Source organism: Cobetia sp. SIMBA_158, assembly GCF_046566945.1.
In the GTDB taxonomy this organism is placed as follows: Bacteria; Pseudomonadota; Gammaproteobacteria; order Pseudomonadales; family Halomonadaceae; genus Cobetia; species Cobetia amphilecti.
Genome location: NZ_JAWJYL010000004.1, coordinates 347,850 through 360,788, shown reverse-complemented (window position 1 = coordinate 360,788; position 12,939 = coordinate 347,850). Strand labels below are relative to the sequence as shown.

Here is a 12,939-nt window from a genome sequence, read left to right as displayed (position 1 = left end):
GCATTGTCTCTGGCGCCGCCTCTCGCATCGTCTCTCGCACTGCCCCCGCGCTCTCGGCCCTGCCTGACTGCCGACGGGCGATGGATACACACGCATACAGCGTCTGTCATCCTGAGCTGTTATCATGCCCGCCTTCAGACTCACCCCATCGCCTGTCGAACCTTCCCCGAACGCCTGATCTCGCGTCATGACGGCTGTCATGTCGTCAAGGACGTGCTCGGGTGACGTCGGGCCCACCTCCGGGATGCCCGGGGCACGAGATGGCGTGAGGCAAGACCGATTCCGCCTGCAAGAGGACATGAGATGGCTCGTATTGCCATGGCACGCCACATTCTGGTGAAGACCGAGGCCGAGGCGCAGCGTCTCAAGCAGTCACTGGAGCGCGGCCAGCCGTTCGAGAAACTGGCCAAGAAGCACTCCACCTGTCCCTCCGGCAAGCAGGGCGGTGACCTGGGCGAAGTGCGCCCCGGCCAGATGGTCGGCGGCATTGATCGCGCCATCTTCAAGGGGCCGCTCAATACCCTGCAGGGGCCGCTGAAGAGCAAGTTCGGCTATCACCTGCTGGAAGTCTTCTTCCGCGGCTGATGCCTGCCAGGCCTTTGCGGCTCCCCGTATTTCCCGGCGCCAGCGTGACACCTCGTCACCGCCCACCTTTTTCATTTCAAACGGATATTCCCTCGTGATCTCTACCGCCAATCTCACCATGCAGTTCGGTGCCAAGCCGCTGTTTGAAGACGTCTCCGCCAAGTTCGGGCGTGGCAATCGCTACGGCCTGATCGGCGCCAACGGCTGCGGCAAGTCGACCATGATGAAGATTCTCGGTGGCGATCTGGAGCCGTCCGGTGGTCACGTTATGCTCGAGCCCAACATCCGTCTGGGCAAGCTGCGTCAGGACCAGTTCGCCTATGAGGAATACACGGTGCTCGACACCGTCATCATGGGCCACGAGCGTCTGGCCGTGGTCAAGGCCGAGCGTGACCGCATCTACTCGCTGCCGGAGATGAGCGAGGAAGACGGCATGAAGGTCGCCGACCTCGAGGTCGAATTCGCCGAGCTGGATGGCTATACCGCCGAAGCGCGTGCTGGTGAGCTGCTGATGGGCCTCGACATCCCCATCGAGCAGCACCTGGGGCCGATGAGCGAAGTCGCGCCGGGCTGGAAGCTGCGCGTGTTGCTGGCGCAGGCGCTGTTCTCCGATCCTGACGTCCTGCTGCTCGATGAGCCGACCAACCACCTGGACATCAACACCATCCGCTGGTTGGAAGGCGTACTGACCGCGCGTTCCAGCACCATGATCATCATCTCGCACGACCGTCACTTCCTGAACAGTGTCTGCACCCACATGGCGGACCTGGACTACGGTGAACTGCGTCTGTTCCCGGGCAACTACGACGAGTACATGACCGCTGCCACCCAGGCGCGCGAACAGCTGCAGGCCGACAACGCCAAGAAGAAGGCGCAGATCGCCGAGCTGCAGTCCTTCGTCAGCCGCTTCTCCGCCAACGCCTCCAAGGCCAAGCAGGCGACCTCGCGTGCCAAGCAGATCGACAAGATCCAGCTCAACGAGATCAAGCCGTCCTCACGCGTCAGCCCGTTCATCCGCTTCGAGCAGACCAAGAAGGTCCACAACAACGCGGTGATGATCGACAAGCTCTCCAAGGGCTTCGACGGCAACACCCTGTTCGAGAACTTCAGCTTCACGGTCGCCGCCGGTGAGCGTGTCGCCATCATCGGCCCGAACGGCATCGGCAAGACCACGCTGCTGCGCACCCTGGTCGGCGAGATGCACCCGGACGCCGGTGAAGTGAAGTGGACCGATGCCGCGGACGTCGGCTACTACGCGCAGGACCACGCCCATGACTTCGCCAACGACATGAGTCTCTATGACTGGATGGCGCAGTGGACCGGCGGCGGCGAGCAGGTCGTGCGTGGCACCCTGGGTCGCATGCTGTTCTCCAATGACGACATCCAGAAGTCGGTCAAGGTCATCTCCGGTGGCGAGCAGGGCCGCATGCTGTTCGGCAAGCTGATCCTCAAGCAGCCCAACGTGCTGGTGATGGATGAGCCGACCAACCACCTGGACATGGAATCCATCGAGGCACTCAACCTCGCGCTGGAAAACTACCCGGGCACCCTGATCTTCGTCAGCCACGACCGCGAATTCGTCGGCTCGCTGGCCACCCGCATCATCGAGCTGAAGGCCGATGGCGTGGTCGACTTCTCCGGCACCTACGACGACTACCTGCGCAGCCAGGGCGTCATCGTCTGAGGCGCGCCGTGACTGGCTAGTCTGCCCGGTCTGACAAGACACCCTCATCGTCTCTGACGGTGGGGGTGTCTTGTTTCCCATCTCCGGCCGCTGGCTGCGGCAGGCTTCTGGTAGAATGCCGGCCCGCGTGTGTCTGCACAGCCGATTTCCTTTCCTTTCTTCGCTTCACGGAGTGTCCCGCATGGCCACATATGACGTCATCATCATCGGCGCAGGCGCGGCAGGCCTGATGTGTGCCGCCACGGCAGGCTATCAGGGCAAGCGCGTGCTGGTGCTGGACCACGCCAACAAGGCCGGCAAGAAGATCCTGATGTCCGGCGGTGGGCGCTGCAACTTCACCAATCTGGATGCCGGCCCAGCCAACTTCTTCTCGCGCAATCCGCACTTCTGCATCTCGGCGCTCAAGCGCTATACGCCGCACCATTTCCTCGAACTGGTGGAGCGCCATGGGCTGGAGCACGTCGAGAAGAAGCCGGGACAGCTGTTCTGCGCCGATTCCGCCAAGGACTTGCTGGCGATCCTGATGACGGAGTGTGAATGGGCCGGGGCGGAGATTCGCCTGAGTACGCGCATCACCTCGCTGGAGCGCGCGGGCGAGGGCATGCGGGTCGAGACCAGCAATGGCACGCACACGGCAGGGCGCGTGGTGGTGGCCACCGGCGGCATGTCGATTCCGACGCTGGGCGCGACCGGCTTCGGCTACGACATCGCGCGCCAGTTCGGGCTCGAGGTCACCGATACCTACGCCGCGCTGGTGCCGTTCACGCTGACCTCGCAGTGGAAGGAGCGTCTGTCGCCGCTGTCGGGGCTTGCCTGTGACGTCAGCGTCACCGCCGGCAAGGGCCATTATCGCGAACCGATGCTGATCACCCATCGCGGGCTTTCGGGTCCGGCGATGCTGCAGGCCTCCAGCTGGTGGACACCCGGTCAGCCGCTGGACATCGACCTGCTGCCGGGCGTGGATGCCTACGCCGAGCTGCTCGCCCTGCGAGAGCAGCATCCCAAGCGCCAGATCGGCCCCTGGCTTGGTGAGCGCCTGCCCAAGCGCCTCGCCCAGTCGCTGGTCGAGTGGCAGGACGCCGACGCCGGTCGCATCAGCGAGCGTAGCCTCGCCGAGCTCTCCAACGCGCGTCTCGAGCAGCTGGCCAAGGCACTCAATCACTGGCAGCTCAAGCCGGCGGGCACCGAAGGCTGGCGCACCGCCGAGGTGACCATGGGTGGCGTGGTCACCGACGCCATCTCGCAGAAGGACTTCAGCGTGCGCGATCTGCCGCAGCTGGCCTTCATCGGCGAGGTGCTGGATGTCACCGGCGAGCTTGGCGGCTACAACTTCCAGTGGGCGTGGTCCTCGGCGGTGGCCTGCGGCCTGAACTGCTGACCGGCTCTTTCTCGCCTCTGGCTGCGTCTCACGCCATCTGCTGGCGGATGGCGTGCAGGCGCTGCTCGACCAGCGCGACGAAGGCCTCGATCACCGGACGGACCGGTGTGGTCGGGTAGTGAAGCTCCAGCGGTACCGCGCCGAGTGCCGGGCGCAGGGGAATGAACTGGCAGCCATCACTTTGCAGGCGGCGAATGCAGCCGGGCGTGATGGCGACTCCCAGTCCCGCCGCGACCTCACTGAGCAGTGTCTGCATCAAGGCCGGTTGGCGCTGGATGCGCGGCGAGAAGCCGGCATCGCCGCAGGCACTGATGATCTGATCGAACAGCCCCGTCGCCTGCCCGCGTTGAAACAGCACGAAATCTTCCTGCGCAAGCTCGCTGAGGGCCAGTCGCTTGCGGTGCGCCAGACGATGCCCCTCGGGCACCACCGCCATCAGGCTATCCTCGTAGACCGCCAGGGCGGTCAGGCTGTCACGCTGCTCGCTGGGAAGCGGGCGCGACAGCCCGATGTCGATCTCGTCACGCGCGAAGGCGTCCAGCTGCTGCTGGGCGCTCATCTCATGCAATGACAAGCTGACCTCTGGATGGTCACTGGCGAAGTCGCGCATCAGTCCGGGTACGAAGCTTGCGCAGGCCGAGCTCATGTAGCCGATGCGCAGTGTGCCGGTCTGGCCGCTGGCAGCCATCGCCACGCGCTTGCGTGCCTGCGCCTCCAGCGCCAGCATGCGCTGCGCTTCTTCCAGCAACGCCTCCCCCGGTGCCGTCACCTTCACTTCTCGCGTATTGCGCCATAGCAGGCTGACGCCCAGCTCGGCTTCGAGATCGGCGATCTGGCGGCTGATGGCGGGTTGCACGGTATGCAGCTCGCGGGCGGCGGCCGAGAAGCTTCTGTGCGTCGCCACCGAGACGAAGGTTTTCAGTGTGCGGAGTTCCATGCCGGCCCTCGTGGCTGATTGATGTTCAGTCAGTATAAGTCATATCAAGTATTGTCATTTCTATTATAAGCCTGCACTCGCTAGTCTGAAGGCCTGCCAAACCTCCCTTCGTCAGTCTCTGCCGTCTCGCCTTGTCTCCTGTCTCTTGCTGCTTGCCGCTGGCTTTGCCTCGCAAGCACGCAAGCAAGCGAGAAGGCGGGGCGCGTAGCGGCTGACAGGAGGGTTCTGAATTCGAGTGGAGCCAATATGACGACATCAACGAGTGGAGTGGCCGCGCAGGATACGCGCGGTCCCTCACAACCGCTTTCTGCCGGCGGCCGTTTCACGCTGCTGGCCATCGCCTGTCTGACCATCATGGTGGGAACCGTGGTCGCGCCGGGGCTTCTGAGCATCGCCTCGGCGCTTGAGGTGGAGAGCCATGCCAGCTGGCTGATTACCCTGCCATCGCTGGGCGCCGTGCTGTTCGCGCCCATCGCCGGGCGCATGATCGATCGTGTCGGTGCCTATCGCTCGCTGGTGGGCGGGTTGTTCCTGTATGGCGTGCTGGGCGCGGGCGGCGCACTGCTGGAAGGCACCGTCGTCGTGTTCGCCGATCGCATTCTGCTCGGCGGCGTGACTGCCGTGGTGATGGCGGGCGGCACCACGCTGATCTCCGAGTGGTATCACGGCCATGCGCGTCTGGCGATGATCGCCCAGCAGGGCATGTCCATCGAGCTTGGCGGGGTGATCTTCCTGTTCGTCAGTGGTGTGCTGGCAGGTATCGCCTGGCAGTGGCCCTTCGCCCTCTATCTGATAGCCTGGGTACTGCTGGCCATGTTGTGGATGATGGTACCGAAGCAGTCGCCTGAAGCGCCCGCCGAAGAGAGCGGAAATGCCGGCGGTGAGGCCTTGCCCTCCTCGCTGACCAGCGTCTACCTGGCCGCGGCCATCTCGTTGACGCTGTTCTTCACCGCCATCGTCATGCTGCCGATGCGCTTGAATCTGCTGGGGCTGGATGAAGCGGCCACCGGTATCTTCCTGGCGGGCATTTCGCTGGTCGCGGTGGTCGCGGCGATGCTGATGCCGAAGGTGTCGCGTGCCCTGGGTGAGATGCCGACGCTGGTGCTGGCCTTCCTGCTCTATGCCGGCAGCCTGTTCCTCTTCCAGCAGGCCGAGAACATGACGCTGATGAGCGTCGGTGCCGTGTTGTCCGGCATGGGCTTCGGCTTCTCGATCCCGTTGCTCAACCACATGACGGTGGAGCGCAGCCACACCTCGGTGCGCGGTCGCAATCTCTCCTACCTGACGATGGCGATCTTCCTGGGACAGTTCCTGACGTCCTTCCTGGAATTCCTGCCTGGTGACGGCAGCAACGTCTTCGGCGCCGCCGCCGTGCTGGGGTTGATCTTCGCGGTGCTCTATCTGGGCGTGTATCTGCTCAAGCGTGACAGCCGCAGCGCCTGATCGCAGCAGAGTTCACGGAGCTGCACGTTGCAGTGACGAAAAAAGCCCCGTCACCTGAATCCCAGGTGGCGGGGCTTTCGCTGTAATGCCGTGATCATTTGTCGAACAATATTCTCAGACGGCGAATCATCACCCAGCTCATCAGCCCGCGCTTGAGCAGGCTCAGGCCCTTCTTTGGCCTGAACCCGCCCCGCGCCGCGATCAGGCCGCCCACCAGCACCAACGGGCCGCGGTATTGCTGGACCTTGGCCCAGCCGCGGTCGATGGGGGCAGTGGCCTCCTTGAGTTCGCGCATCGCATGGCTGACATCGAGGCGCTGCTGACTGATGCGTGCTTCGAGTTCCGCACGCCGAGCGTCACGCGGATGTGCTGACCGGCGTCCGTTCCCCTGCACGGGGGGCAGCGCCGGCTCGCGTCGCGCGAGGGACTGTCTGGAAGAACTCATCTCGCCTCCTTGGCAGGCACTGGCAGGTGGGGCATCAAAGGTTTTCGCGTTGGCGCTGGCGTTCCAGTGCGTCGGCACGCACATCCTTGAGGCTGTCGCTGTCACGGCTCAGGTTGCTGAGCGTGGAACGCAGCAGGCTGCGCTGGGAAGCGATCACCTTGACGCGCCAGGCGATCAATCCCCCCAATGCCAGCAGGATACCGCCGCTCAGGGCGATGGCCAGCAGGCGGTGGGTATCCCAGAAGGCCACGACCACCAGCAGGATCGCCAGGCCGATGCCGAAGCAGATCAGCATCAGGGCGATACCCGACAGCAGCAGCATCACGAACAGCCGTTCGCGCTCTTCCTCGAGCTCCAGCACGGCGAGACGCAAGCGCGTCTCGCCACTCTCGACCAGGCTCGCAGTCAGACGTCGGATGGCGCCAAGTACGCGTTCAACCGGCCCTTGCTCCTGCATCAGCGACGGCCAAGCAGCATGCCGACGACGACACCGGCGGCCGCGCCGATACCGACACTGGTCCACGGGTTGTCGTGCACGTAGCGATCAGCGCAGTCCACGGATTCGCGCGCGCCGGCGGCGAGGCGATCGCCCTGGGCGCTGAGGCGGGCGCGGGTGGCTTCCAGGCGAGTCTGGGCGCGGGCGCGGGCTTCCTTCATGCTCTCGCGGGAATCTTCAGCCGAGGCGTGCAGCAGTTCCTCGACGGTCTGGGACAGATGGCGCAGATCTTCCTTCAGCTGGTCGGTGTTGGCACCGGTCGCGGAAGTGGTGTGATCGCCGATCTTTTGCATAGCCATGGTGTAACTCCTTCCCGTATGTCGAATCAGATTTCGCGAATGGTGAGCGCGGTGTTGTCTGCGCTTGACTCTCGAACTCTCTCTTCCCTGGGGCGCCGCAGGCGGCAGGGCATGACCTGAATCCACTTGCACGAGACTTTCTGCAAGCATCGTCAGCACGTCGTCATGACGCGTCTTGCGTGGTCATGCACAAGTCGTGGGGGTCGAACGCGACAAACACAAGGGCAATACACGCACAGAGCACGATATCGCCATGTCACGTGCGGGAGGCTTGATCTGGATCATGGACGTGCCACTAGGTCTACATGGGCGGTCCACATGGGCGGTCCACATGGGGGCGGTGCATATGGGAGCAGATGGCAAGACGGGCAGCCTGGGCTGCCCGTTGCGGGAGGGTCATGCGAGTTCTGTCATCAGAGCTCTTGCATCAGAACTTTTTGATCAGGGCTCTTTGATCAGGTCTCTGGCGAGCCGGCGAAGAAGGTATTGATCGAGAAGCCCAGGCCAAAGCGATTCACGCTGTGGTCGTAGTCGATCAGGCTCTCACCGTAGCCGTGGTAGTACTGCACGTAGCCACGTACCTTGCCGAACAGCGGGAAGGAGTAGTCGAGCTGGTTGCCGTAGTTGCCCTTGGAGGGGTTGCCACGCACCATCCAGGTGACTTCGTGCTGATCGGAGGTATAGCCGACCGTGATGTCGCCGTAGCCGATGTAGTTGTAGAGGTCCGGATTGTCGTCCTCGTCGGACTCCTCCGGCACGCGCCAGTGCGGCGTGACCGCGATGGCCCAGTCGCCGTTCTGGAACATCATGTCGGCATAGACGCGGTTCCAGCTGCGCGACAGCGGGTCGGAACGGCCGTTGGACTGATGCGCGAAACCGATGCGGTTGCGGGTATTGGTCCAGCCGAACAGCTCATAACGATTGTCGAACTGCAGGAAGGCTTCCGGCTCGTAATTGGTCTCGCGGAACGGCGCCGACGCATCGGAATTGTAGGCCTGCCACCAGCTGCGCTGGGTATAGGCGAAGAACAGGTCGCCATTGTCACCGAAGATGTCGTCCATCAGCTCGACCTTGAGACTGAGCTGGTATTTTACCTCGGTCTTGTCCACCTCGCCTTCCTGGGTGACTTCGGCAAAGCCGTTGGCATCCGGGTTGGTGTTGTAGGCCCAGGGCAGCAGGTAATTGCGCTTGTAGGCGGTGATGGCCAGCGGATTCTTCTCGGCGTCGTTCTCCAGCACGACACGCTCCTTGGCGCGTTGCTGGGCCAGGCTTTCATCGCGGGGCGCATCGACGCTCTGGCCTTGTGCCTGCTCGGTCTCGGCCGCTTCCGCCGAGTAGCGCTCGTAATCCGCGTCTTCGCGGTTGGAGAGGAAGACCTGCTCGGTACGCGGGTCACTCTCGACGCCGTCCGCCGTGCCCGGTGCAGAGGCCGCCAGCTCGCGCCAGTCAGCCTGGCTCATGGCGCCCGCGCGGGCCTGGGCGGCAGTCATGCCCAGTGCTTCGGGAGCGAAGCGCTTGCCGTTGGCCAGTACCACGCGTCCTTCGGCATCCATGGTGTAGGGCACGTCGGCCGCTGCCGGTGCGGCGGCACCCAGCAGTACTGTGGCCAGCACTCCCGAGAGGCGTGCAGGGACGGACCGGAATCCGATGGAGGCAAGGCGGAGGGGCATGGAAATATCCTGTCGGTTACACCGCGGCGGGGGAGCAGCGCATTATGGAGCAATGTTCATGACATGTCTGCCATTCTACTGGTGGCGCAGTGTCCGGTTCCAGCACGAAGATTCCGACAGGTGCGTCGCCTCGATGCGACGATGCATGTCGCTCACGCTGGCCTGCAAGCACCGCTTTCTCGCCCTGTCACTCTTTGCTTCATTCTCCACTTCATCCTTTGCTGAACGGCCGCCGGCGGACGTTTGCCGACAAGGATTGCGCGGGATGCAGCGCCAGTCGACAATGCGGCCCTTGCCCGCGTTTGCGGCCTGTCACGATGCCATCCTGCATGGCTGGCGGCGGCCTGGCGGGGCAGCAGAGCCGATGAAAAGGCGCGGTGGTGACCATTGAGGAGACAGCTGTGACAGGTAACAAGTCCTTGAGACTGATGATGTTGGCAGGCGCCTTGCTGCTGATGGTGCTGCTGGCCTGGGTGCCGGCCACGGCCAGTGCGGACGCCCCGAAGCGTGCTGATGTCCAGACTCAGCTTGAAGACCTGCAGAGCGTCGAGAAACCGGATGCCGACACCCGTCAGCGCATCGCGGACCTCAAGGATACCCTGACGGTGCTCGACGACCTCGCCGAGGCCACCAGCAGCCTGAATTCCCTCAAGAGTGAGGTCAAGGAGGCGCCGGCGGAGTTGGCGAAGGCGCAGGCCGAGCTGGCGCGCCTGCCTCAGGACTACACCCCGCCCAGCATCGCGTCGCTGGAAGACGAGTCGGTCGAGGCGCTGGACAGGCGCATGACCTCGATTCTCGACTCGCTGCAGAACCTGCAGGACAAGCTGGCCGATACCAACCGGCGCCTGATCAATGCCCAGAGCCTGCCGGAGCGTTCACGCTCGACCCTGGCCGATGCACAGCAGCAGGTGCAGCGCCTGCAGACCCAGCTGGGTGGCAGCGGCGATGCCGACCTGTCCGGCACCGGGCGTGATCTGATCGAGGCGCGTCTGGCATTGGCCGAGACGCGTGGTGAGCTGAGCCATTCAGAGCTCAATTCAAGCTCCCTGCTGCGTGAGCTGGCCCAGGTGCGCAAGACCCTCTACAGCCGCCAGATCGCCAATCTGGAGCAGGACCTGGAGCAGGTCCAGACGCTGGTCAACGACAAGCGTCGCAACCAGTCCGAGCAGACCATCGCCGATGCCACCAGTGGCGAGAATGCCGCGCTGGCCGACAACCCCATCTTCCAGCAGGTGCTCAACCGCAACCGCGAGCTCAGCAGCCAGCTGCTGGCGATCACCGATCGCGTCAACGCCGTGATTCGCGACGGGCTGGAGGTGCGCACCCAGCTTGATCGCGTCACCCAGGTCGAGCGCACCATGAGCGAGCAGATCGAGGCCATCAAGGGCAGCGTCCTGCTGGCGCGTATCCTGCGCGAGCAGCAGAGTCGCCTGCCGCAGGTCGATGTGCGCAAGGACTTGAAGGAAGAGATCGCCGACCTGCGCCTCAAGCAGTTCGAACTCAACAAGGTGCGTGAGCAGCTCGCCGATATCCCGGGTTACCTCAATTCCTACGTGCTGGGCGAGGCCGCGGCGCTGGAACGCCCCGGCGGCAATGCCGATGTCAGCCAGATCAGCGCCGAGCTGCGTCAGGCGTTGATCGGTCAGCTGGAGGCGCGCAAGGAGCTGGTCGACAAGCTCGACAAGGAATACGACAGTCTGCTGGCACGCGCCATCGATCTGCAGCTCAACCAACAGCAGCTGCTGGAAGTGTCAGGGCGTCTGCGCCAGACCATCGAGGAGCAGTTGTTCTGGGTCGCCAACGGCAAGCCGCTGGATCTCGACTGGCTGTCGCGCACCCCGGAAATGCTCGCCGAGGAGCTCAGGCCCAACGTCTGGCGTGGCGTGGTGGCGGGGCTGTCCAAGGGCTTTCAGCTCAGTGACCTGTGGGTGGCGCTGCCGGGCTTGCTGCTGCTGATATTCATCACCTGGAAGCGTTCGCGCATCCGTGCGCGCCTGGCGGACCTGCACGCCCAGATAGGGCGCCTGAAGCAGGACACCCAGCTGCATACGCCGCGCGCCATTCTGCTCAACGTCCTGCTGGCCATTCCCGGCGCGCTGGCGCTGGCCTTGATCGGCGGCGTGCTGTCGCTGGGTGAGGGCATCATGCTGTGGGCGCTGGGCCAGGCGCTGTTGAAGCTGTCGCTGGCGTGGGGCATCTTCGCCATCTTCCGCCGTCTGCTGGTCAAGGACGGTGTCGCCGAGCGCCACTTCCAGTGGCCGGCCAACTACGTGGCGGAGCTGCGCCGCCATATCTGGTGGCTGGGCTTCGCGCTGCTGCCGGTGGTGCTGACCACCAACATCATCAGCGAGGCGGACCTCAATCTGCTCGAGCGTCCGCTGGGGCTGGCCATTCTGTTCGTGGGCCTGATGGCGATGAGCTTCTGCCTGTCGCGGCTGATTCTGGCCCATGTCCCCTTCTTCGGCCTCAAGCTGTTCCGACTGATTCTGGGCCTTGCGATGGCGCTGGTGCCGGTGGCGCTGGGCGTGCTGATCTGTCTCGGCTACGAGTACACCGCGCTGCGCCTGTGTGGCCGCTTCATCACCACCATCTTCCTGTTCGGGGCCTGGATTCTGGTGGAAGCCACCGTGGTGCGCGGGCTGGCAGTCGCCGCGCGGCGTCTGGCCTATCGTCGCGCCGTGGCGCGTCGCCGTGCCCAGGTGCAGGAGGGCGCCGAAGGCGGTGTCGAGGTGGTGGAAGAGCCGCCGCTGGACATGGAGCAGGTCAACTCCCAGTCACTGCGTCTCTCGAAGCTGATCCTGGTCATCAGCTTCCTGTCGATCTTCTATGTGGTGTGGGCCGATCTGCTCAATGTGCTCAGCTATCTCGACAGCGTGGTGGTGTGGGAAATCGCCGCTTCCGTCGAGGGCGATTCGGCGACGCCCATCTCGCTGGCGGACCTGATCGCGGGCATGATCACCCTCGCCGTGGCGGTGATGATGGCGCGCAACCTGCCGGGCCTGCTGGAGGTCTCGATCCTGTCGCGGCTCGAGCTCAAGCAGGGCTCCAGCTACGCGATCACCTCGCTGCTGTCCTACGTGATCATGGCCACCGGCTTCGTGATGACATTGGGCAGCATGGGCGTCAGCTGGGACAAGCTGCAGTGGCTGGTGGCGGCGTTGAGTGTCGGGCTGGGCTTCGGTCTGCAGGAGATCTTCGCCAACTTCATCTCGGGCCTGATCATCCTGTTCGAGCGCCCGGTGCGCATCGGCGACACCATCACCATCGGCAACCTGCATGGCACGGTCAATCGCATCCGGATCCGCGCCACCACGGTGACGGATTTCGATCGCAAGGAGATCATCATCCCCAACAAGGTGTTCGTCACCGACCAGCTGATCAACTGGTCGCTGTCGGACAACGTCACGCGGGTGGTGCTCAATTTCGGTGTCGCCCATGGCAGTGATCTGGATCTGGCGCATCGTCTGCTGATGCAGGCCGCCCAGGAAAACAGGCGGGTGCTCAAGGACCCGGAGCCGCTGGTGTTCTGCCTGACCTACAACCAGGACAACTTCGGTTTCGAGCTGCGCATCTACGTCAATGACCTGACCGATCGCCTCTACGCCACCGATGAGATCAATCGCTGGGTGGACGCACGCTTCCGAGAGCATGGCCTCAAGGTCGCCTTCCAGCAGATGGATGTCTGGCTGCATCGCGACGATGGCACCGAGCGCCTCGTCGAGCAGCGCAGCGCCTCGGCGGAGCCGTTGCGCCCCGCTAGCGGCTCACCGGAAAGCAGCGAGGCGGAAAGCACGGAGTATCAGAGCAGCGAGCACCGGGAAGGTGGTGCACTGATCGCGCGGCGCAAGCCCGCCGAGGGTCTGGCAGGCCGTGAGGACGCCGGGCTGCGCGAGGCCGCACCGGACGCCGATGGCGGTGACGGCGGCGGAGATGTCGGCGGTCGCTGACGATGAATCCACTGCTCATGTCATTGAATGCCGCATGGCATCACGCACAAGGCGC

Annotated in this window: 10 protein-coding genes; 5 read left to right on the top strand and 5 right to left on the bottom strand. The window is 64.1% G+C overall.

Going from position 1 to position 12,939, the window contains the following annotated elements:
• Positions 1–303 precede the first annotated feature (303 nt).
• The 3 genes from R2R70_RS09275 (at position 304) to R2R70_RS09265 (ending at position 3,647) form a co-directional block, all read left to right on the top strand.
• A complete protein-coding gene (locus R2R70_RS09275; RefSeq protein WP_043333877.1) occupies positions 304–585 on the top strand; it encodes a peptidylprolyl isomerase in 282 nt (93 codons plus the stop codon).
• Between the two features lie 94 nt (positions 586–679).
• Entirely contained in the window at positions 680–2,269 is a 1,590-nt protein-coding gene (locus tag R2R70_RS09270; protein WP_043333876.1) for an ABC-F family ATPase, read from the top strand.
• Positions 2,270–2,450: 181 nt separating this feature from the next.
• Positions 2,451–3,647 carry an NAD(P)/FAD-dependent oxidoreductase gene (locus R2R70_RS09265; protein ID WP_153636450.1) on the top strand — a complete coding sequence of 399 codons (1,197 nt, stop codon included), beginning with the start codon at positions 2,451–2,453 and terminating at the stop codon, positions 3,645–3,647.
• 28 nt (positions 3,648–3,675) lie between these two features.
• Here R2R70_RS09265 and R2R70_RS09260 read toward each other — a convergent pair whose 3' ends face one another.
• Complete coding sequence (locus tag R2R70_RS09260; RefSeq protein ID WP_410977877.1) at positions 3,676–4,584, bottom strand: LysR substrate-binding domain-containing protein; 909 nt, start codon at positions 4,582–4,584, stop codon at positions 3,676–3,678.
• A 246-nt stretch (positions 4,585–4,830) separates the two neighbouring features.
• Here R2R70_RS09260 and R2R70_RS09255 point away from each other — a divergent pair, with 246 nt between their 5' ends.
• The gene (locus R2R70_RS09255) at positions 4,831–6,027 is read left to right on the top strand and encodes an MFS transporter (protein WP_410977876.1); all 1,197 of its coding nucleotides are present in this window, start codon (positions 4,831–4,833) and stop codon (positions 6,025–6,027) included.
• A gap of 94 nt (positions 6,028–6,121) precedes the next feature.
• Here R2R70_RS09255 and R2R70_RS09250 read toward each other — a convergent pair whose 3' ends face one another.
• The 4 genes from R2R70_RS09250 to R2R70_RS09235 form a co-directional block, all read right to left on the bottom strand.
• A complete protein-coding gene (locus tag R2R70_RS09250) occupies positions 6,122–6,472 on the bottom strand; it encodes a YqjK-like family protein (protein WP_052384593.1) in 351 nt (116 codons plus the stop codon).
• 34 nt (positions 6,473–6,506) lie between these two features.
• Complete coding sequence (locus R2R70_RS09245; protein ID WP_043333873.1) at positions 6,507–6,929, bottom strand: phage holin family protein; 423 nt, start codon at positions 6,927–6,929, stop codon at positions 6,507–6,509.
• Complete coding sequence (locus tag R2R70_RS09240; RefSeq protein ID WP_082388358.1) at positions 6,929–7,267, bottom strand: YqjD family protein; 339 nt, start codon at positions 7,265–7,267, stop codon at positions 6,929–6,931. Before R2R70_RS09240 ends, R2R70_RS09245 begins: the two co-directional genes overlap by 1 nt.
• A gap of 455 nt (positions 7,268–7,722) precedes the next feature.
• Positions 7,723–8,937 (bottom strand): phospholipase A, encoded by a 1,215-nt coding sequence (locus tag R2R70_RS09235; protein ID WP_410977875.1) that lies wholly within the window; start codon positions 8,935–8,937, stop codon positions 7,723–7,725.
• Positions 8,938–9,338: 401 nt separating this feature from the next.
• Between R2R70_RS09235 and mscK the strand changes: the two genes are divergently transcribed.
• Complete coding sequence (mscK, locus tag R2R70_RS09230; protein ID WP_410977874.1) at positions 9,339–12,884, top strand: mechanosensitive channel MscK; 3,546 nt, start codon at positions 9,339–9,341, stop codon at positions 12,882–12,884.
• The last annotated feature ends 55 nt before the right edge of the window (positions 12,885–12,939 follow it).